This is a genomic window from Rhodoblastus sp., from assembly GCF_052145335.1.
Taxonomy (GTDB): domain Bacteria; phylum Pseudomonadota; class Alphaproteobacteria; order Rhizobiales; family Beijerinckiaceae; genus Rhodoblastus.
Window position 1 is genome coordinate 1 of record NZ_JBKQOU010000158.1, and the last position, 19,460, is coordinate 19,460.

19 protein-coding genes, 2 pseudogenes and 1 other annotated feature are annotated in these 19,460 nt (G+C 62.3%); of the genes and pseudogenes, 12 read left to right on the forward strand and 9 right to left on the reverse strand.

Annotated elements, in window-relative coordinates:
- Positions 1–261: 261 nt before the first annotated feature.
- The 5 genes from ACLP2E_RS10680 to ACLP2E_RS10700 form a co-directional block, all read right to left on the reverse strand.
- A complete protein-coding gene (locus tag ACLP2E_RS10680) occupies positions 262–600 on the reverse strand; it encodes a hypothetical protein (protein WP_442463824.1) in 339 nt (112 codons plus the stop codon).
- 109 nt (positions 601–709) lie between these two features.
- A complete protein-coding gene (locus ACLP2E_RS10685) occupies positions 710–1,381 on the reverse strand; it encodes a methyltransferase family protein (RefSeq protein ID WP_442465898.1) in 672 nt (223 codons plus the stop codon).
- A gap of 16 nt (positions 1,382–1,397) precedes the next feature.
- Positions 1,398–1,625 (reverse strand): FmdB family zinc ribbon protein, encoded by a 228-nt coding sequence (locus tag ACLP2E_RS10690; RefSeq protein ID WP_442463822.1) that lies wholly within the window; start codon positions 1,623–1,625, stop codon positions 1,398–1,400.
- A gap of 179 nt (positions 1,626–1,804) precedes the next feature.
- A complete protein-coding gene (locus ACLP2E_RS10695; protein ID WP_442465899.1) occupies positions 1,805–2,554 on the reverse strand; it encodes an extensin-like domain-containing protein in 750 nt (249 codons plus the stop codon).
- Complete coding sequence (locus ACLP2E_RS10700; protein WP_442465900.1) at positions 2,554–3,174, reverse strand: L,D-transpeptidase; 621 nt, start codon at positions 3,172–3,174, stop codon at positions 2,554–2,556. Before ACLP2E_RS10700 ends, ACLP2E_RS10695 begins: the two co-directional genes overlap by 1 nt.
- A gap of 147 nt (positions 3,175–3,321) precedes the next feature.
- Here ACLP2E_RS10700 and ACLP2E_RS10705 point away from each other — a divergent pair, with 147 nt between their 5' ends.
- Complete coding sequence (locus ACLP2E_RS10705) at positions 3,322–3,636, forward strand: hypothetical protein (RefSeq protein WP_442465901.1); 315 nt, start codon at positions 3,322–3,324, stop codon at positions 3,634–3,636.
- Positions 3,637–3,675: 39 nt separating this feature from the next.
- Here the strand turns inward: ACLP2E_RS10705 and ACLP2E_RS10710 are convergent, their stop codons facing one another.
- Positions 3,676–5,235, reverse strand: a complete 1,560-nt coding sequence (locus tag ACLP2E_RS10710; protein WP_442465902.1) for a S10 family peptidase — start codon at positions 5,233–5,235, stop codon at positions 3,676–3,678.
- Positions 5,236–5,656: 421 nt separating this feature from the next.
- Here ACLP2E_RS10710 and ACLP2E_RS10715 point away from each other — a divergent pair, with 421 nt between their 5' ends.
- From ACLP2E_RS10715 to ACLP2E_RS10730, 4 genes are all read left to right on the forward strand, one after another.
- Positions 5,657–6,067, forward strand: coding sequence for a phasin family protein (locus ACLP2E_RS10715; protein ID WP_442463819.1), 411 nt, complete (start codon positions 5,657–5,659; stop codon positions 6,065–6,067).
- 155 nt (positions 6,068–6,222) lie between these two features.
- On the forward strand, positions 6,223–9,000 hold the full coding sequence (locus tag ACLP2E_RS10720; RefSeq protein WP_442465903.1) for a hypothetical protein: 2,778 nt from the start codon (positions 6,223–6,225) through the stop codon (positions 8,998–9,000).
- Positions 9,000–9,926, forward strand: coding sequence for a hypothetical protein (locus ACLP2E_RS10725; RefSeq protein ID WP_442463817.1), 927 nt, complete (start codon positions 9,000–9,002; stop codon positions 9,924–9,926). Before ACLP2E_RS10720 ends, ACLP2E_RS10725 begins: the two co-directional genes overlap by 1 nt.
- Positions 9,910–11,325, forward strand: a complete 1,416-nt coding sequence (locus tag ACLP2E_RS10730) for an EH signature domain-containing protein (protein WP_442465904.1) — start codon at positions 9,910–9,912, stop codon at positions 11,323–11,325. The genes ACLP2E_RS10725 and ACLP2E_RS10730 overlap by 17 nt, the downstream gene beginning before the upstream one ends.
- A gap of 214 nt (positions 11,326–11,539) precedes the next feature.
- Positions 11,540–11,659, reverse strand: a sequence feature (AL1L pseudoknot).
- Here ACLP2E_RS10730 and ACLP2E_RS10735 read toward each other — a convergent pair.
- A pseudogene (locus ACLP2E_RS10735) lies at positions 11,579–11,885 on the reverse strand (transposase); the annotation flags it as partial. It overlaps the preceding feature by 81 nt.
- A gap of 355 nt (positions 11,886–12,240) precedes the next feature.
- Between ACLP2E_RS10735 and ACLP2E_RS10740 the strand changes: the two are divergent.
- From ACLP2E_RS10740 to ACLP2E_RS10770, 7 genes are all read left to right on the forward strand, one after another.
- Complete coding sequence (locus ACLP2E_RS10740; protein ID WP_442465905.1) at positions 12,241–12,438, forward strand: DUF6691 family protein; 198 nt, start codon at positions 12,241–12,243, stop codon at positions 12,436–12,438.
- 523 nt (positions 12,439–12,961) lie between these two features.
- Positions 12,962–13,498, forward strand: a complete 537-nt coding sequence (locus ACLP2E_RS10745) for a cytochrome P460 family protein (RefSeq protein ID WP_442465906.1) — start codon at positions 12,962–12,964, stop codon at positions 13,496–13,498.
- A gap of 102 nt (positions 13,499–13,600) precedes the next feature.
- Positions 13,601–14,668: an alpha/beta fold hydrolase gene (locus tag ACLP2E_RS10750; protein ID WP_442465907.1), complete on the forward strand. Its 1,068-nt coding sequence runs from the start codon at positions 13,601–13,603 to the stop codon at positions 14,666–14,668.
- A gap of 36 nt (positions 14,669–14,704) precedes the next feature.
- Positions 14,705–15,166, forward strand: coding sequence for a (2Fe-2S)-binding protein (locus ACLP2E_RS10755; protein WP_442465908.1), 462 nt, complete (start codon positions 14,705–14,707; stop codon positions 15,164–15,166).
- A gap of 23 nt (positions 15,167–15,189) precedes the next feature.
- Positions 15,190–17,388 (forward strand): molybdopterin cofactor-binding domain-containing protein, encoded by a 2,199-nt coding sequence (locus ACLP2E_RS10760; RefSeq protein WP_442465912.1) that lies wholly within the window; start codon positions 15,190–15,192, stop codon positions 17,386–17,388.
- A 43-nt stretch (positions 17,389–17,431) separates the two neighbouring features.
- Complete coding sequence (locus tag ACLP2E_RS10765) at positions 17,432–17,863, forward strand: cupin domain-containing protein (RefSeq protein WP_442465909.1); 432 nt, start codon at positions 17,432–17,434, stop codon at positions 17,861–17,863.
- A 45-nt stretch (positions 17,864–17,908) separates the two neighbouring features.
- The gene (locus ACLP2E_RS10770; protein ID WP_442465910.1) at positions 17,909–18,514 is read left to right on the forward strand and encodes an SDR family NAD(P)-dependent oxidoreductase; all 606 of its coding nucleotides are present in this window, start codon (positions 17,909–17,911) and stop codon (positions 18,512–18,514) included.
- Here ACLP2E_RS10770 and ACLP2E_RS10775 read toward each other — a convergent pair.
- Positions 18,437–18,937: pseudogene (locus ACLP2E_RS10775) on the reverse strand (tyrosine-type recombinase/integrase); the annotation flags it as partial. The gene ACLP2E_RS10770 and the pseudogene ACLP2E_RS10775 overlap by 78 nt on opposite strands.
- A gap of 190 nt (positions 18,938–19,127) precedes the next feature.
- Positions 19,128–19,460: glutamate synthase-related protein (locus ACLP2E_RS10780; RefSeq protein WP_442465911.1), on the reverse strand; the 333-nt coding region annotated here is incomplete at its 5' end.

A 19,460-nucleotide genomic window follows, 5' to 3' on the forward strand; every position in this document is an offset into this window, starting at 1 on the left:
TTTATCAAACCGCATCTTGTTCCCCGAAGCTTCCCGCTGCGCATTAAGGCGTAGTCGCGGCATCCAATGTCAAGACACGGCCATAAACTGCTTCGGGCCTGATGCAAATTGATGACAGTTCTTTTAGAAAACTTCTAAACTAATGCTTCGAACCCGGCGGTGGGGCGCCGCCGGGTTTTATTGTTTTCATCTGCGATCAACGACGATGGCCGTGTCCGCCGTGACGCGTGACCATGCGGGCGTCTACGGAAGCGAGGTCCATCATTTGCCGATCTCGCGGCTGACGCCGTTTTCCTGCTGGTTCAGCGAGCGTTGCTCGGCATGGGTGATGTGGCCGTGATTTTGCGCCGCCATGAAACGCTCCTCGTGTCGGATCGTGCGATCCTGACGGCGCAGCGCATGGGCCTTTCCGCGGGAAATCTCGCCCTGGCGCACTTCGCTGTCAATGCGATGGTTCTGGTTGGCGAGGCGATGGTTGATTTCCGCGCGGCGCGGATGGCTTTCCGTCCAGGTGGACGCCGACGCCGCTCCCGCCAGGCCGAAAACAGCGACGAAGGCGGCGGCGGCGCCCATGCGGAGGGATTTGCTGGAAAGGTTCATTTTGGTCTCCATCAACGAGGCGTCAGGTTCGCGCCTGTGAGGGGAGATTGCCGCCGGCGGCCTGAACCGGATCAAAACGACCTGTTCATCAAAGGTTTAGCTTCGCCGCTCACCAAAGGCCGGGAACGAGCCGCCAGGTCCGGGCGCAAAAGGCTCGGTATTGGGCGCCGAATTCGTCGAGCAGCAGGCGCTCTTCCGATTTGATGCGGGCGACCAGCGGCGGGATCAGCAGCGCCGTCACGAGGAGGCCGAGCCCGGACCGGAAGGCCAGCGACCAGCCGAGCGAATTGAGCAGCAATCCGAGATAGGAGGGGTTGCGGATGGTGTTGTAAATGCCGTCGGTAACGAGCTTGTGTCCTGGCTGGATCGCGACGAGGCCGCTGAACCTCTCGCCGAGCACGACCACCGGCCACAGCCGCAGCCAGCCGCCGAAGACGAAAAGCGCGACGCCGAACCAGCGCAGGGCGTCGCCGTCGAGCGTCCAGAAATCCCTGCGGTCGCTCCACGCCGGCAGAAAAGCGTTGATCAGGCCTAGGATCGCGAAAACCGGCAGCACCCAGCGATTGCCGCGGTCCTCGCGCAGGCCCGGAGAGAGATTGCCGCCGCAAAACAACGAGGCGAAGGCCATGACGAAAAACGCCAAAGTCAAAGTCGAAAGCGCCGGGTGCGTAAAATAGGGCTCTATGCCGCCCCAACCCCAGATCGCCAGCGCCAGATAAAAGGCGGAGCCTGCCATCACGGACAGAGCGCGCGACAGAGACAGGCGCGCGCTTGCGGTCATGGCGGTATACTCCGATCTAGCCGAACATCGAGGCGCCGGGGCAGGCGGCGCAGGCAGGTCCGGCGCCGGCGTTGGAACAGGCCGGCGCGTCGCTGTCGCCGCCCTTGGCCGGCGAGGCGATCAGCGACAATTGCTGCTCAAGCTCGGCGCTGTTGCAGGACGGGCAGGTCGGCTGCTCGCCGGAACGCACCAGAGTCTCAAAGGTTTCGCTGCATTTTTTGCACTGATAGCCGTAGATCGGCATGTTCAAACCTCGCCTGAACGAAGGAGCTTAAAATTGTCGGAAGTTGGAGCGGGCGATAAGAAAGAAACTCACGACGCGCGGCCGCTGTCGCTCCATCAGACGCCGGCCATTTATTACCAAATAGCTGGCCAATCAAGGGGTTTCGCTCGAGCGCGACTTTGCTTGCCGCACGCGTGAGCTCAGCCGGCTGCGCCGGCGGGTTGCTGCTCCAGATCCCACTGGCAGATGCGGTAACCGCCCTTTCGCAGCTTGAGATCCACATGAACATGGGCTTCGTGGTAGCCGTCCGACCCCGGCCCAAGCACCGTGGTGAAGCGCGCACAAGCGCTTTCGCGAATTTGCGTCATGAAATCGAGAGCTTTGTTCCCGTGCTCGATGGAGAGCGTTTTGCCGTCACGCAGTCCGAAGCCGATCAGATCAAAAGCATTGCCGATGCTGTGTTCACTGGCGATAGCGCCGCTCACGCGGTTGCGGCCACGGCACTCATAACCGCCGCCTCCGTAGATCTTGACAAGGCCGCCGCCGACCGTCCTGGCGAGCGGCGCGATGTCCTCTCGCACCCAATCTGCGATGGCTTCGGCCAAGTCGCATCGCACGAGAGGTTGCGAGTCCAGGGGAACTCGCGCGCCGTCGGTAAGAACGATGGCCTCGAGCTTCAAAGGCGAAGCGATGCCGCATTGATCCTGCCCGCGCACCGGTTCGGTCAATACGGCGACGAGGCGCCCGGCCGTCATTACGCGTGTGCAGGCCGGATCAGGCGCAGGCGGCGGCACAGGCGCCGCCGTTTCGGGAGGCTGGTGAGGCGTCAAGTCTTTCGGGCGCGGAGGGGGCGTTGGAACTTCGGCGCCCGGCCTTGTCGATAGACGCGGCGATGAAAACGCGCCGCCTGAACAGACAAGCAAGATGAAGACGGCGAGCATGAGCGGCATCAGCGGCCGCCATGAAGCTCTCGATCGGCCGGTCGGGACGTCGTCTCGAGGAAGTCCACCGGCGTGCCCTTCTGCGCTGCGGAAGCAAGAGCGAGGGCGTCCCAATTGGTAAGGCGGATGCATCCGTGCGACTGCGTCTTGCCGATGGCGCCCGGCTGCGGCGTTCCGTGAATGCCGTATCCTCTCTCCGACAGGCCGATCCACACCAGGCCGACGGGATTGTTGGGGCCGGGCCTTATGGTGAAGGGGCGCTTGGCGTGAACGCCTTTGAACTTGTAGCGCGGGTCGTAGCGGTAGGTCGGATTCTGCCTTACTCCGACGATGCGCAGCGTGCCGCTTGGCGCGGGTTTTTCCGTGCTCCCGATGCTCGCCGGGTAGGTCGCCAGCAGCGCGCCGTCTTTGCCAAAAGCCCGAAGAAGGTGGGCGCCCTTGTCGACCTCGATCCGCGAAGCCTTCTGCGGCGGGTCATTGGTCCCGACGTTGGCGACGACGATCTCGTGGCCGGCGTCCTGGAAAGTCTCGCCCGGATTGAGAGACTGAAGCAGCCGCTCGCTCATGTGAAATTTTTCCGCGAGCGCCTCCCGCGCGCTGCCGTAGGAAAGCCTCGGCAGCTTGTTCATAGCCTCGAGCTGGCGCGGGATATGGCGAGCGAAAGGCCCTCGCACATCTTCATCTGCAATCCGGTATCGCGTGAGAACGGGCTCTGAGCTGGTCGCGGCGAGAGCGCGCCATGTCGCTTCGGTCAAATCCCCGGCCCGAGCAGCGCCGTGAACCGCCGCGAAGGCAGTGAGCGCCTTCTTGAAATTATCTCCCGACCTGCCGTCGATCTCGCCGGGCGAAAATCGCGCGCGATCGAGCAGGACCTCCGCTTTTACCAGAAGGGCGGTTTGGTCGGTTTGCCCCGGCCGCCAGTCAGCGCTTTCGACGGATTGCGGATCGAGCGGAGCGGCCGCGTTGGCCGCCGCGACAAAAAACAGGAACGCGAACGTCGTCAACCGGGCAAGCATGTGAGAAAACCTCTCGGTCCGGTCAACGCGTCGAAAAAACATATTGTTCCGGCGATGTGGCCGCAGCAGCTGTGAGGGGCCGCGGCGACCGTCAAGGCAAGGGGTCGCGCGCAATTACTCGTTGGAAATCATTTTCCGCGCCGCATCGCGCAAAGCGGCGCGCGAAGAATCGACGGCGTAGAACATATGGCCGCCGGGCAAAGCGAGGAAGCCGATGCGATCCGGCGCGCCGACAGGGGGGCCCAGATCCAGCAAAAGCTTGTTGGCGTAATAGGGCGCCACCAGATCGTAGAGCCCTTGCGCCACCAGGATTTTGAGACGCGGGTCGAGCGCCTGCGCCCGGCGCAGATCGGTCATGGCCTCCAGGCTCCGTCGCCGCGAACCCCAATTCCAGCTTTCCGACACACGATCGTTGAGAATCTCGTATCTTGCCTCCACCGGCCATTTCAATTTCTCGATGGCCAATACCGTCATCGCCGTGGCCAGCGGCGCGCGCAGTCCGTCGAGCACCGGGTCGGACCATTCCTGCGGTCGCCGGCCCGGCGTCGCATTGGCCTCCATCATCGCTCCGTCATAAAGGCTGGCGATGGTGCGCCCGCTCGGATCGGCCTCGAAAACCCAGTCGCCGGCGCCGATGCGGCCTTGCAGGTGGCGTACGCGCTCCGGCGCGAGCCCGGTCAAACCCGCAACTTTGCCGGCGATTCGCTCCTGCGCAGCCGCGTCGCGCGGCCCGCGCAGCAGATCCGCCAGATAATCGCCGCTGGCGTAGCTTTCGGCGTCGGCGACTTCCGAGCGATCTTTTGCGTCGCGATGGCTGGCGGCGAGGGAGGGCAAGCGCGCGGCGTCCGCCAGCGGATTGTTGCGCCCGTCCATCCAGCCGAAATCCAGGGCTGGAGAAAGCAGGATGAGGCCATCGACGCCGATATTCTCGCTTTCCTGCAATGCGCGCGCGACTTTCGGCGCGCGAAAACCGCCGTAACTTTCACCGACCAGGAATTTCGGACAATCAAGCTTTCTGGCCTGTTGCAGCCAGCGGCGCACAACGCTGGCCAACAGTTCCACGTCACCCTCGACGGACCATAATTTTTTGCGCGCCGCCTCATTGCCCGCGAGGCGTGAAAAGCCGGCGCCGGGGGGATCGATGAAAACAAGATCGGCGAAATCAAGCCAGCTTTCGCGATTGTCCGACACGACAGGCGGCGCCGAAGGAGCCTGCGCCGCGCCCGTCAGCGGCAGGCGCCATGGACCCAGGGCGCCGAGGTCGAGCCAGGCCGAACCCGCTCCCGGGCCGCCATTGAAGGCAAAGACAACGGGGCGGCAGGCGCTCGTCTCCGGCTTGTCGTCGCGCGCCGTGAGGATGAAAGCCGTCGTCACGACTTCCGCTAAAAGCTCGCCCGATGACTCGTCCCTGATCGGCATCGCGCCGATTCCGGCCTTGAATTTGAGGACGCGGCCGCCGAGGTCGACCGTTTGCTCGGTGATTGCGGGCGGCGGCAATCGGTCACGGTCCGCGTTTGAATGAGCGTCTTTGCTGCTGGCGGCGGCGGGCGCGTCTTCCGCCAGAGCGGGCCTCGCGGCGCCCGACCAGGCAGGGAAAAAAAGCGCAAGGCAGACGATCGTGCGCGCGCTGGCCGGCAGGAGGACGCCGAAATAGCTTTCTGCCTGTCGTTTCATCTTCGCCCGTGGATTCTCCGCCAATCGTCGCGGTCGAATGAAAAGGTCATTATTCCCGGTTCGTCCGCAGTTCCGAAGTCGGCTGTCTTCGAGATAATGGCGGGATTTCCGGCTGCAATACAACTGCGACTTCTCCGGTTATGGCGCGGCGAGATCCTGAGATCTCCATCATGCCACGTCGAACCTTGCTTCGCCCGCTGAAAAACGGGCGCCGAGCGCGATTACGTTCAAATGTTTCGATGACATTCGGCCGCGCCGCGGGCACGGATGAACGAAAGCTGATCAGCCACAAAAATTGTGCAGCGCACAAATTTATTGCGCTGCGATGGGCATTAAATTAGGTTGAAGCCTTGCCGGGGCGATTGCTCGCGCCTTGTGATGGGGCCGGCGGCAAAGTTTCCAATCCAAAGGAATCAACTTGATGTCCGACGCTTCGTTCAAGATCCCCGCCGAATTTTCCGCGGATGAAGCCCGCAAAATAGCCGAAAAGGGCGTCGCCCAAACCCGTGAAACCATCGAAAAACTCAATGCGGCGGCAAAAAATGCTCTCGGCGCGTTCGACGCCAGCGCGTCGATCGTCGCCACGGGTTTTTCGGAATTCAAGGCCAAGGCGTTTGAGGCTTTCCAGGCCAACACCGCTTTGACTTTCGAATATTTTGAAGCGCTGGCCGGAACCAGGACTGTTTCCGACGCCGTCGCCCTGGCCCCCGCGCACGCCAGCAAGCAATTCGAGGCCTTGAAGGACCAGACCAAGGATCTTTCGTCGCTGGCGCAGAAGATCGCGCAGGAGTCAGCCGAACCGCTCAAGGCGGTCATCGGCAAGACATTCTAGCCGCTAACCTGAATTCGCATTCGGCGCCGGAGAAAAAGCGGGCGCCGGCCAAACATAATGACGAGTTTCTAAGTGTTCGTTTTGTTCAAGGCGACGCCCTGAGTATTCTTGGCCTGAAGCGTTTATGACCACCGGGACAAACGGGACAAAACTTGATGGATCGTTTCGCCGACGTCATTCTGACGCCAATCGCTTTGTTCTCCGGCCGTCCATTGGCGGTCATACTGGCGCTGAGCATTCTTGCAGCCGCTATAGGGCTCTGGATCGTCCTGCTGCTCCCGGCCGAACGGCGCTTCGTCGGCAAGTTGAAACGCATCGCCGGGGCCATCCGAACCGCCCGCCTGGCCGGAGGCTCGCAAGAGAAACAATTTGCCGAAGCAGATCGGATTTTCGAAAATTCGGATCTCGTGGCGCCCTGGCTGCGTTATCGCTCCAGCGTTGAGTTCGAGGACGGCGCGGCGGAAAGCTATGCCGATCCCGCCGCCTTCTTCTCGGTCGGCTACCTGCCCGGCCATGGCTATGTAAAATGGTCGGGTACACTGGGCGGCGTCTTCCTGACCGTCGGGCTTTTCTTTACATTCGTCGGCCTCTCCGCCGCCTTGCTGCAAATGGGCGGCGACGGCCACGGCTCGCTCAATCCGGCCCAGCTCAAGATCGCCGTCGAGGGCATTCTTGCGGTGAGTTCGGTCAAGTTCATCACGTCGATCGCCGGCATTCTCGCCTATATTTTCTGGAGCGTGGTGGCGCGCCAGCAATCCTCGACTCAGGTTCATGCCGAAGAGCATTTGCTGGCAGAAATCCGTGCGCTCTCGATCTATGTCGCGCCCGAAATGCTGCTTCGCCGGCAGCTCCGCGTGGCGGAGCGGCAGAGCGCCCAGTTCGCCAATATGGCGGAGATGCTTGGCCATCGCGTCGACGCGGCGCTCGGCGGAAGCCTGGAGGCCTTGCCGCAGGCGATCGCCCAAAGTGTCAGTTCGAGCGTCACAGCGGCTTTTTCGCCGATCCGCGAGGAAATTTCGGCCGTGAACTCCCGCATCGGCGAGGCCAACGCCTCCGTCGCGGAGAGCGCCGGCGCGGCGTTCGGAAACCTTTGGCGCGAGGGAATCGGCCAGAACTTGCAGGCGTTTGGCGCCCAGTTGGCTACGGCTTTGGCGGCTCTCGACCAGCTTCCGGGCAAATTCCGTGACGCCGAGGCTGGCTTTGGCGGCGAGATCGGCCGCAGCGCCGGCGAGCTGAACGCCTCGGCGCAGCGCATGAGTTCGGCTTTGGCGGAAGGCCAGGCGTCGCTGGCGGCGACGCTTGCCGCCTTCGAGGAAAAAGTCGGGTCCATTCCGGCCAGACTCGCCGCCGCGACGGAACAATCGTCGCAAGATATCGGCGCGTCCTTGCGGAGAACGCTCGACGGCGCGGCGTCTGCCGCGACCGAGGCGAGCCGGAACGGCGGCGAGATCATCTCGGCGAGAATGGCCGAAATCTCCGCAGCCTTGACCGCCGCAGCGGCGACTTTGACGCAGGCGGGGCAGGCGTCCCATGCGCATATGGCCGAGGGCGCGAAAATGCTGTCGGAGTCGAGCGAAGCTTCGGCGGCGCGGCTGTCGTCGACGGTCGGATCGTTCGGCCTCGCGGTCAACCGTCTGGCGTCGCGGCTGGACGAGGTCGAGCGCGGCCTCGATGCGCAAAACCGCCGTCTCGCCAATGCCGGCGAAATCGTCTCCGGCGCGTCGGACAGTCTTGCCAAGGCCGCAGGCGCGATGGAAAGCGCCGCCGCGCCGCTGACGACCGCCACGCTGTCGTTCCAGGGCGCGATGGATCGCTTTTCCGAGGCCGCCGGCCAGATCCATCAGATTTCGGCCTCGGGCGACAGCATCGGCGCGCATATCGCGGCTTTCGGGACGCAAATGTCGGATTCGCTTGCCGCCTTCGACGCGCTGCCCGAAAAGATCAAAGCGACGGAAAGCGGTTTTGGCGGCGAAATCGGAAGATCCGCCTCGCAATTGACCGACGCGGCCTCGCGCATGAGCGCGGCTTTTGAGCGCGGGCAAGCGGCGCTGGCGCAAACGATGGCGGGGTTCCAGGCGAAAATAGAAGCCATTCCGTCCTCGATCGCCGCAGCGTCGGAAAAGTCGTCGCAGGAGATCGGCGCGAAGGTGCGCCAGGCGCTCGATGACGCGACGTCGCTCGCCAATGAGGCGAGCCGGAGCGGCGCCGATATCATGGCGTCGCGCGTTGGCGAGATCACGCGCGCCCTCGCCACGGCCGCGATCAAATTGCAGGCGGCCAGCGAAGCCTCCGGCGAGCAATTGCAGGCCAGCCACCAAAATCTGGCTTCGGGTGTCGCGGGGGGCGCGAAAATCATTGCGGAGACGGCGGAAAATTCAGCCACGAAACTTTCGCAGACAGTCGACTCCTTTGCCGCCGCCGTGCTTTGCCTGTCGTCCAAGCTTGGCGAGGTTATGGACGGATTGGACGCCCAGAACGCCCGGCTGGAAAAGGCGGGCGTGGTGGTGTCGGGCGCGTCGAACACCCTTGCCATGGCGGCTGGTTCGGTCGCGAAGGCCGCGACGCCGCTGACGACAGCAAGCAATTCGTTTCAGGGCGCGATGGAGATATTTTCTGGCGCAGCCGATCAGATCGTCAAGATTTCGGAATCGGGACAGAGCGTCGCCGACCGAATTGAGGGCGCTGCGGCCGCCGCCCATCAGTCGCTGGGCTCGCATGTGGAAAGCTTCCGCGATGTCGAGCGCTCCGTCACGCAGACCTTGACCGGACTGGTGCGGGGCGTTCAGGACCTTGGCCAGGAAATTTCGGCCTGTATCGCGACTTACGACAATGAAATCGCCAAATCCATCGGCAGCCTCGAAGCGGCGCTGCTCGACGTTGGCGACATTGTCGACGACCGGGCTTCCAAGCGCGTGGCGGCGGAGGCGAGCTGATGTTCGCCCTGCGCCACCCAAGAGCGGATGACGAGGAAAAGAAGGACGTTTTCGCGCCAGTCGCCGATCTGATGGTCGGCGTCGTCTTCATTTTCATCGTCATGGTGATGGCGCTGTCCCTGGTGATGATGGACGACGCCGTGCCTCGCCAGACCTATGATCAGGTCGTCAAGGAGCTGGCCGAAACCAGGGCCGAGCGGGACGCCCTGAAGCAACGCGCCGAACAGCTTGTCGATTTCGTGACCTATCTTAAAACGCAGGGGGTCGTTCCGTTGCTCGACCGGCTCGCCGAAGCCGACGCGACGCGCGCCAAGATTCTCCAGATGCTGAAAGACCGGCTGGCTGCGGCCGGGATCCCCGTCGAGGCGGATTTTCATAGTGGTGTCCTGCGCTTGCCCACTGGCAATCTGTTCGAATCCGGCCAGGCCGATCCGACGCCCTTTGGCCGGGAGGTCATTCGCGTGCTCGGCGTGACTTTGGCCGATACGGTTCCTTGTTTTCTTACCCGTCAGGATCGGCAAGCCGGCTGTCCGCCTCTGTCGCCCGGCAGCGTGCTCAACGCCGTTTATGTTGAGGGCCACACCGATTCGGCGGCCTTCCATGGCGGCGCCAATGGGTTGCGCGATAATTGGGACCTTTCCGCCTCGCGCGCCATCGCCGCCTATCGCATCGTGGCCGAGTCGGATTCGCGCATTTCGAATCTCAAAAACGCCGAGGGCAAAAGCCTGCTCGGCGTCAGCGGTTACGCCGACACTAGGCCGGTCGCCGAGGGTTTGACTGAAAAACAGCGATTGGAAAAGAACGTCATGGAATCCGATCGGCGGATCGAGATCCGGCTGATCATGGCGGTCAACCGCGAGGAAGTGGAAAAGACTCTGCGCGAACTGAACCATCGATTGGATGGACTCGATGCCGGCGCCCATTGATGCGGCAAAAACTGTGCGTCTTCCTCCGTTGCTGGCGCCCGGGCGTTCGCAACTGACGATCCTGGCGTCGGGGATCGAGAGCCGGCATGGACCGGCGCGCTTCGCCGCTGGCCAGCCGGAAGCCGTGATCGACAGCGCGGCGCGCAAGCTGGCGCAAAGCGGCGGCGACCTCTCGGGCCTGAAGCCGAGGGAAAAGAAGGCCGCGCTGGAGCTGTTCTGGCGGCGCAGCCCGTGGATCGCTCAATCCGCCGATATCGAGAAATGGCTGCGCTGGGCGGAGGCGGAGTGGAAGCCGCGCATCGCCGAAACGCGCATTTGCGCCGCCATGCTGCGCCATTTCGATCCGCAAAATCCGGCGACGGCCCATGTCATCGGCTGGCTTTTGCCGCGGCAGGACGAGTTATGGGGACGGTTCGGCGATTTCGCGCGCCGCTGGCGACTGGCGGAGGGCAATGAGGCCGCGGAACACGCCGCCAACGCGCTGGCTGCGGGCGAAATGTCCTTTCTCAATGAGTTTGCGCAAAATTTTCAGGCCAGAACCGTCTTGCAGGGCTCGGGCTTTGTAGTCGCCGTCATCTTGTCTTTTGCGCTTCATTCTTCGGCGCGCACCGACGATCAGGCTTGGGCGGCCGCCGGAGACTTGCTCGATCTGTTAGGACCACGCGGACTGGCAGGCGCGGGCGGTTCGGCAGTTTTGCGCGACAGGGCGAAAACCGCCATGGTTTCCGGCCTCGTCGAATGGGCGGCTCGACTGGCGACGGCGCCCGCCATTGGCAAGGCGCTGGAGCTGTCTTTTCGCCTCGCCGGCGATCCGCGCGAAAGCCTGGACGGCTGGCGCGACATCCCGGCGAACATCGTCGCGCGGGTCGAGAAATGGCTGGTCGAAAGCACATTGACCGCGGCATTCGAGATTGTCGTGGAACTCAAGACCGACGATCCGGTAGTCGTGCAAAGGCGCAGGCAATTCTGGCTAGACTATCTTCCCTATATCGCGAGGGCGCGTCTCGTCGGCGCCCAGAAGGCGCAGCGTGTGGCCAGAAATCTGGGAGTTCCATGTTGCGCTCTGAAAACCTACCTCAGCGACCATTGCGGCTTCGTGCTGGAGTTGCAGGGGGAAAAAGGTCCGGGGATGCGAGTCGTCGAACTGAACAACCATGCGCAGGCGATGTTTTGGCCGGACGGGCGGCCCAACCCACCGGGATTTGATGCGAAAGGCTACGACGGCAGTCTTTTGCGTTCGAACTGCGACGCGCTGCTCAGCCATTTGCCGACCGACTCTTGGCCGTCAAAATTCGCCGATCTCATCACTTCCCACACGGCGGTCCCGGCGCCGTTCATTGCAAAACGCGAGCAGAATTTGGGAAACAACTTGTCAGGGGCTCCACACGGTTTCGGATAGGCCAGCGGCGCAAGAATAAGCCGTTATGTAATAAATTGGAGTGGAGCCGGCGATGAGAGCCGACCGCGCGTATTCCCTTGTTTTCTTGTGCAGCGCCGCAATGCGATCGTGAGGAAGTGACGACCATACCTGATATGTCTGCATGATGTTTCCGATCGCGAATTGCTCCCCATCCATCGTTGAATGCGCAGCATTTTGTCTACGACAATTTTTCCGGAGCGCATGTTCTCGACGATGTCCGCTTTCAGCATGCCCCATGTGCTTTCCGCTGATCGTCGATAAAGGCGACCATCACTTTGACCGGCGGTCGAGCTCCGCCAGCGCAAAATAAGCCGACGCCTTGCGCAGGATCTCATTGGCTTGCTTGAGTTCGCGGTTCTCCCGCTCCAGCGCCTTCAACTTCTCGGCGACATCGGTCGGCACGCCGGCGCGCTTGCTGCTGTCGACTTCCGCCTTGTTGACCCATTCCCGCAGCGTGTGCGGAGAGCAGCAATCTTCGACGCTACAGACGACACGGCCGCCCAGCGCGTGGCGTGATCGCCCTCGTGATCCAAAACCATCGCTGCTTCAGTAATTAATTTTCCAATTCAACCCGGAACGCTTGGCTCCTGCCCGTTTCGGTCGATGACCGTTTCCTAGGCTAATGTCTCCCTTGGGTCAGGTCGAGACCTTGCCGCGGACACATGACCGTCTCCAAGGCGCCATAAGCGGGAATTGGAGGTGGGACTTGGCGACCTGCGTCAACTGCGGAAAAGCCGACATTAGTTTCAGGTCTTGATAGAATTAAAAGCTGAGGGGTCAATCGTCGGTTCGGCGCCGACCGGCAATGGCCACTGCGTAGATCGCGGCGCCCGCGCGGCCTCGGATGGCTTGGGCAGGCTTTCCCTGAACGCCACATAGACGGCGCTGTAGGGAATGGCGCCAATCAGCGACGCCCCGTCGCCGACGGCGACAAATATCGATGCGCGGCTGCTCGGCGGCGCTGCGCTTTTTGGAGCGGGTTGGGGCCTTGTCGGCGTCTGTCCCGGCTCGGCGCTTGCCGACCTCGGCTGGCTCAATCTGCGCGCGATCCTGCTCATTCTCGCCATGGCGGACGGAATATTGCTCACCTAGACGATGGATCTCGATTGCGTCGTCGATCTTGTAAGTCCCGGACGCAGCCGCATTGAGTGGTTTCATTATCGAATCCTCCCTTTGCTTTTTTGAAATTGCGTCATCGCCGTCGATCTGTGCGCTCGCTGGCGCCAAGCTTGATGGGTGGTTGCGGCGCTATCGTGGCGCAACCCGTGGCGCGTGCGCCGCATTGGGACGCACGACAAATTTACCATCATCGGTCCGCGCCCGTTAACTGAGCCATATTCACGTAATATTGAATACGTATCGCTTATTGCGTAAACACACCTTCTGCACTTTGTGATAATCATCAAATAAAAGGTGCTAAGTTATGCTTATACTTTGCATTAATGGCCACTTTGATTAATCTTTATTCGCGACGTGCGAAGCTCGCGCTAAATACCAATGACCGTCGCCGAGACCGTCGTGAAATCGTGGCTATGGAGGCCTTACGCCACTCTGGGCGTCGCCGGACGCCAGTAAAGAAAGCCGCATAACCTCACTTGCAGATCGACGAGGAGGAATGGGCGTGACGATAGTTCGATTCCTGTTGACGGGGACCGCTGTAACGCTCGTCGTCGCTGGCGGCAAGGCGATTTCCGTGGAAGACAAATACGCTTTGCAAGTGCCCAACGGGCTCGCGTTCTCAGATTTCAGGGGATACGAAAGCTGGCAGACTGTCTCTGTCAGTCACGCCGAAGAGACGATCGAGGTAATCCTCGGCAATCCAGCGATGATCGATGCCTATCAGTCGGGCATTCCCGGCAACGGCAGGCCTTTTCCCGACGGCGCCAAGATGGCGAAGATCCATTGGAACACAAAAAAAAGCGAGGACGCCCCCACTCCGACGATCGTGCCGGACGCTCTGCATGACGTAGATTTCATGCAGAAGGACAGCAAGAAATTTGCGGACACACATGGATGGGGATATGCGCAGTTCAACTGGGATTCCGCATCCGACACGTTCAAGCCCATGGGCGATGACGCCAAGTGCGGGGCCGCCTGCCATGAATTGGCTGCGGGAAAGGACTACGTCTTCACGGTTTACGGGAAAAGGTAAGGACGGTCGCCGCCCAACCCAGTGCTCTGCATCATCGCCCTTCGTACGCGGGGTCGAAGGGACGGAACGAGCATCAACTGACTTTTTCGAGGAACTTCACCGATGATTACGACTGAAGCCTTCGAGTGGATCAACGATGATCGCCGGCGTTTCTTTGGCGCTGCCGCATTTGCAATCGCCGCCGTAGAATTCGGCATGATCGGTTCTGCCGACGCGGAGGTTGGCACGGCCAAATCGACCGAGTTGCCGACAACAAAACCCGGGACGCACACGTCGTTCGCCCCGCTGAAGCAAGTCGACGCCGGTCTCCTCAATGTCGGATACGCGGAAGCAGGTCCCGCCGACGGGCCGCCTGTCGTGCTCCTGCACGGCTGGCCTTACGATATCTATAGCTACGTCGATGTCGCGCCCGCGCTGGCGGCGGCGGGCTACCATGTGATCGTGCCCTATGCGCGCGGCTACGGAACCACGCGCTTTCTTTCAAACGAAACGCTCCGCAACGGCCAGCCGTCGGCGCTCGCCGTGGATACCGTCGCGTTGATGGATGCTCTCAAGATCGAGAAGGCGACCATCGCGGGCTACGACTGGGGCGGGCGGTCGGCCGACATCGTCGCGGCGCTCTGGCCAGAGCGCTGCAAGGCGCTGGTCTCCGTAAGCGGCTATCTGATCAGCAGCCAGGAAGCAGGCAAGGCGCCTTTGCCGCCGAAGGCCGAGTTGCAATGGTGGTACCAATATTACTTCGCCACCGAACGCGGCCGCGCCGGCTACGACAAATACCGGCGCGATTTTGCGAAACTGATCTGGCGGCTCGCCTCGCCGAAGTGGGACTTCGACGACGCCACTTTCGACCGCAGCGCCGCCGCCTTCGACAATCCCGATCACGTCGCCATCGTGATCCACAATTACCGCTGGCGGCTTGGGCTGGCGGAAGGCGAGCCGCAATACGACGAATTGGAAAAGCGCCTTGCCGCCGCGCCTGCCATCTCCGTGCCCACCATCACGCTGGAAGGCGACAACAACGGGGCGCCGCACCCGGAGGCGAGCGCCTACGCCAGTAAATTCAGGGGCAGTTACGAGCACCGGCTCGTCAAGGGCGGCGTCGGGCACAATCTGCCGCAGGAGGCGCCCCAGGCCTTTGCCGAAGCTATCGTCGATATCGCCCAAAGTTGATCGAGCGCCGACGGCGCAAGGAGACGAGGAGGGACCATGACCTTAGCCATTAATGTCAACGGGAGCATCCAAAGCGTCGATGTCGAAGGCGATACCCCGTTGTTGTGGGTGTTGCGCGACGTGCTGGGAATGACCGGCACGAAGTTCGGCTGCGGCATGGCTTTGTGTGGCGCGTGCACCGTGCATATCGACGGCGTCGCCACTCGTTCCTGCATCACCTCGGTCGACAGCATCGGCCAATCGAAGATCACGACCATCGAGGCGATCGGCGCCTCACCGGCTGGCGCGAAGATACAAAAGGCCTGGCTCGATCGCGAGGTCGTCCAGTGTGGCTACTGCCAATCGGGCCAGATCATGTCCGCTTCGGCGCTGCTGGCGAGCAACCCGCATCCGACCGATTCCGACATCGACGCCGCCATGTCGGGCAACATTTGCCGTTGCGGGACCTATGTGCGCATTCGCGAGGCGATCAAGCACGCGGCGCAATCGAACGGATAGGGAGGCTGTCAATGACCCCCGCAATGACCCTCGATCCTCTTGCTTTTTCTGCCTCCGCCCAAAAAAAATCGGCGCCGGCGGGCGCTGTTTCCCGGCGCGGCTTCTTGCAGGTCGGCGCCGCCGCCGGTGGCGGGCTCCTGCTGAGCGTGGGCTTGCCGTTCGCCCGCGACCGGGCCGAAGCGGTTGGAACTTTCGGCTTCGCGCCGAACGCCTTCATCCGCATTGGCGGCGACGGCCAGATCGCCTTGACCATGCCCTATGTGGAGATGGGCCAGGGAACCTACACCTCCATTCCGATGCTGATCGCCGAAGAGCTGGAGGTGGAGCTCGATCAGGTGCAGGTCAAGCACGCTCCGCCCAACGACAAGCTTTATGCCAATCCCTTGATCGGCATACAGGCGACGGGCGGCTCCACCGCGGTACGCGCGGCCTGGAAGCCGATGCGCGAGGCCGGCGCGACCGCTAGACTCATGCTGGTCGCGGCGGCGGCAAAGCGCTGGAATGTCGATCCAGGAACTTGCCGGGCGCAAAGCGGCGAAGTCATTCACACGCCGACCGGACGAAAGCTCTCCTATGGCGAACTCGCCGCCGCCGCCGCCGATATGCCCGTTCCCGAGAACGTCACGCTCAAGCGGCCGGAGGATTTCCGGCTCATCGGCAAACCCGCGAAGCGTCTCGACGCGGCAGGGAAAGTCGACGGAACGGCGGTCTATGGCATCGACGTCCAGCTTCCCGGCATGAAGGTCGCGACCCTCGCGCAATCGCCGGTCTTCGGCGGCCGCGTCAAGCGCGTCGACGATACGGCGGCCAAGGCGGTCGCGGGCGTGCGAAAAATCGTCCAGCTCGACGACGCGGTCGCCGTCGTGGCCGACCACATGGGGGCTGCCAAGAAAGGGCTGGCGGCGCTGGCGATCGAATGGGACGAAGGCCCGCACGCCAATCTCAAGACGGCGGACATCGCGGCCGAGCTCGAAAAGGCGACGCTCCAGCCTGGAGCGGTTGCGCAGAACATTGGGGATGTCGATCAAGCCATGGCGGGCGCCGCCGACAAGGTTGAGGCGATCTACCAGGTTCCGTTCCTGGCGCACGCGACGATGGAGCCGATGAACTGCACGGTGCACGTGCGCGAGGACGGCTGCGAAGTCTGGGTCGGCAGTCAGGTTCTCGCGCGCGCCCAGGCCGCGGCGGCGAAGACCACCGGACTGCCGCTGGACAAGGTCGTGGTCCATAATCATCTGATTGGCGGCGGGTTTGGCCGGCGGCTCGAGGTCGACGGCGTTATCCGCGCCGTCCAGATCGCGCAACAGGTAGACGGCCCGGTAAAAGTCGTGTGGACCCGCGAGGAGGACATACAGCACGATATGTACCGGCCTTACTGGTACGACCGAATTTCCGCCGGTCTCGACCAGAAGGGAACGCCGATCGCCTGGCGCCATCGTTACGCGGGGTCTTCGATCATTGCGCGATGGCTCCCCCCGGGATTCAACAACGGTCTCGATCCCGACAGCACCGACGGCGCGATCAATCTGGTCTATGCGCTGCCGAACATGCATGTCGAATATGTGCGGGTCGAGCCTCCGGGAATTCCGACCGCCTTCTGGCGCAGCGTCGGGCCCTCGCACAATGTTTTCGTCACCGAAAGTTTCATCGACGAACTGGCGTCCGCCGCGAAGCAGGATGCGGTCGCCTACAGACGTGCCCTGCTCGATGGCGCGCCGCGCGCGAAAGCTGTGCTTGAACTGGCGGCTGAAAAGGCCGGCTGGGGGCAGCCTTTGCCCCCGGGTGTGGGGCGCGGCGTTTCCCTACAATTCGTCTTCGGGACCTATGCCGCGCAGGTCGCCGAAGCGGAAGTGTCGCGGGATGGCGCGGTTCGCGTTCGGCGCGTCGTCTGCGCATTGGACTGCGGCTCCGTGGTCAATCCCGATACGGTGCGGGCGCAGATCGAGAGCGGAATCATCTTCGGCGTCACGGCCGCGCTCTATGGCGAGATCACGCTGAAGAACGGCCGTGTCGAGCAAGCCAACTTCGATACGTACCAGATGCTCCGCATCGACGAGGCGCCGATCATCGAGGTTCATATTGTCCAGAGTTCCGAGCCTCCGGGCGGAATGGGCGAACCCGGAACCTCGGCCATCGCCCCTGCAATCACCAACGCCATTTTTGCGGCGACCGGCAAGCGCCTGCGAAAGCTGCCGATCGACCCCGCCGTGTTGAAAGCGTGAAGCAGATTCCATCGTCCTGACGAAGCGGACACAGGAGAATGCAATGGTTCAAACACACCACCAACCGGATCAAGCCGTTTTAAGATCCGTCCTGCCCGAAGACATCGACTGGAAACCGTTTCCCGCCTTTCCGCCATCGGTCCGCCTCGCCATCGTTGTCGGCGATCCCTCCGAGCCCGGCCCCTATGTCATCAGGGTCAAAGTCCCCTCTGGCGTGAAGCTGATGCCGCACAAGCACCCGGAGGACCGAGTCTACACGGTTCTGTCCGGCGTTTTCTACATCGGCTTGGGTGATCGGTTCGACGCCGACAAGGTGCAGGCCTACCCGCCTGGCAGCGTCATCGTTCTGCCCGGCAATACCGCCCATTTCCATTGGGCCAAGTCCGGCGAATATGTCACCCAGGTCACGGCCATTGGCCCGCTGGGCCTCGATTACCTGGACCCTGGCAACGATCCCCGTCAACAAAAGCATTAGCTAGCGCCGAGCGCCTTGACGCAGGTCGGCGAAAGGAAACAAGCCATGGACCGTTTTACATCAAAAATTGTTGTCATCACCGGCGGCACGAGCGGAATCGGTCTTGCAACCGCGAGGCAGTTCATCAAGGAGGGCGCGAAGGTCATTGTTACCGGGCATAGCCCGCGATCCGTCGGCGAGGCGCAAAAGGAACTCGGCGCGAATGGTCTGGCGATCGTCGCCGATGTCACGAAATCGGCAGAGCTCGATTCGCTGTTTCGGCAGGTGCGCGAGAAGTACGGCCGGATCGACGTGCTCTATGTGAATGCGGGCATCGCCAAACTTGGATCCGTCGCGGAGACGACCGAGGAAGTATTCGACGGCGTTCTCGACGCCAACTTTCGCGGCGCCTACTTCACGGTTCAGAAAGCGTTGCCGCTCCTGTGCGAGGGCGGCGCCATCGTCTTTACGACCTCATGGTTCGATGAGGCCGGCGTCGCTGGAACATCAGCCGTGTCCGCCTCAAAGGCGGCGCTGCGCCTTCGTTCGCCGCATCGAATGCGTGCCGTACGCCGAGTCGTCCAGACCGGCGCTTCGAACCCAGCCATGAACGATCCGAGCATATTGGCGCGTCGAAATGTGGGGCTCCTCATGGACCCGGCTTGGAAATAGAAAACGCCCATCCCGGATTTTGAGTATCGCCAGCCAATCCTCGACTGACGCCCGGGTTTGCTCCGTGATTTCGAATTGGACCGGCCTGCCGGTCTTCTTCTGGATGATCGTTGCGCGGTCGCGCAGTCTGCCGCCGACGCATAAATCATCGGTCTTCAAACGGACGAGGTCGCACCCCCGCAGTTTGCTGTCGATCGCCAGGTTGAACATTGCGAGGTCGCGCCTGCGCGCGTCGATTTGAAGCCGGGCCCGGATATTCCACACTTCCTTTGGTTTAAGGGGACGCTTCTGACCAACGAGTCGGCCTTTTCTTGGCGCCATAAGCGGGAATTCACGGATGCCCGGTCCAAATTCCGGACTCGACCCGAAGGCGATTGTCAGCGCTGAAGCGCCAAAGTCCGGAATGACCCGCAATGCGGGCATTCCATCGGGATCGTGAACCCGTATGCATGACGCGAGCGGCCATTGGTCGTTCCAGACAGGTGGAAGAGACGGCGGTTGCGACGATGCGGCGAGGCCCCGAAAAAGGGCGCCTCGCTGATCTCGCCGCCAAGTTCTTTCCAGTTCTGACTTCACCTCGGCGCGATTAAACTCGCAGCAGCGGCTATCGGGATCAGAGTCTACGGGCGAGGTTGCGCGCCGCAAGCGCACTCGAATCCGCGGGATCGTCGGTCGGATAGAGTTCGCTCAGCGGCCTGGAAACGCCGTCAGGTCCGACGATGCGCACATGGAAGCGCCTGAGCCGACGTGGATGCGGCACCCCGCAACTATGGGCGATCACCTCCACATCATGACGCATGTTGCGGCAGTAATTCGCCACGCGCACCGCCTTGTCGGCGGGGTTGAGGCCTTTCTGCAATCTCTTGTCATGCGTGGTGATGCCGGTAGGACAAGTGTTCTTGTTGCATTTGAGCGACTGGATGCAGCCGAGCGCGAACATGAAGCC

Coding starts and splice junctions, on each gene's coding strand:
- ACLP2E_RS10680 (WP_442463824.1), bottom strand. CDS start 600: ATGAACCTTTCCAGCAAATCCCTCCGCATGGGCGCCGCCGCCGCCTTC.
- ACLP2E_RS10685 (WP_442465898.1), bottom strand. CDS start 1,381: ATGACCGCAAGCGCGCGCCTGTCTCTGTCGCGCGCTCTGTCCGTGATG.
- ACLP2E_RS10690 (WP_442463822.1), bottom strand. CDS start 1,625: ATGCCGATCTACGGCTATCAGTGCAAAAAATGCAGCGAAACCTTTGAG.
- ACLP2E_RS10695 (WP_442465899.1), bottom strand. CDS start 2,554: ATGCCGCTCATGCTCGCCGTCTTCATCTTGCTTGTCTGTTCAGGCGGC.
- ACLP2E_RS10700 (WP_442465900.1), bottom strand. CDS start 3,174: ATGAACAAGCTGCCGAGGCTTTCCTACGGCAGCGCGCGGGAGGCGCTC.
- ACLP2E_RS10710 (WP_442465902.1), bottom strand. CDS start 5,235: ATGAAACGACAGGCAGAAAGCTATTTCGGCGTCCTCCTGCCGGCCAGC.
- ACLP2E_RS10715 (WP_442463819.1), top strand. CDS start 5,657: ATGTCCGACGCTTCGTTCAAGATCCCCGCCGAATTTTCCGCGGATGAA.
- ACLP2E_RS10720 (WP_442465903.1), top strand. CDS start 6,223: ATGGATCGTTTCGCCGACGTCATTCTGACGCCAATCGCTTTGTTCTCC.
- ACLP2E_RS10725 (WP_442463817.1), top strand. CDS start 9,000: ATGTTCGCCCTGCGCCACCCAAGAGCGGATGACGAGGAAAAGAAGGAC.
- ACLP2E_RS10730 (WP_442465904.1), top strand. CDS start 9,910: ATGCCGGCGCCCATTGATGCGGCAAAAACTGTGCGTCTTCCTCCGTTG.
- ACLP2E_RS10740 (WP_442465905.1), top strand. CDS start 12,241: ATGGCGCCAATCAGCGACGCCCCGTCGCCGACGGCGACAAATATCGAT.
- ACLP2E_RS10745 (WP_442465906.1), top strand. CDS start 12,962: ATGGGCGTGACGATAGTTCGATTCCTGTTGACGGGGACCGCTGTAACG.
- ACLP2E_RS10750 (WP_442465907.1), top strand. CDS start 13,601: ATGATTACGACTGAAGCCTTCGAGTGGATCAACGATGATCGCCGGCGT.
- ACLP2E_RS10755 (WP_442465908.1), top strand. CDS start 14,705: ATGACCTTAGCCATTAATGTCAACGGGAGCATCCAAAGCGTCGATGTC.
- ACLP2E_RS10760 (WP_442465912.1), top strand. CDS start 15,190: ATGACCCTCGATCCTCTTGCTTTTTCTGCCTCCGCCCAAAAAAAATCG.
- ACLP2E_RS10765 (WP_442465909.1), top strand. CDS start 17,432: ATGGTTCAAACACACCACCAACCGGATCAAGCCGTTTTAAGATCCGTC.
- ACLP2E_RS10770 (WP_442465910.1), top strand. CDS start 17,909: ATGGACCGTTTTACATCAAAAATTGTTGTCATCACCGGCGGCACGAGC.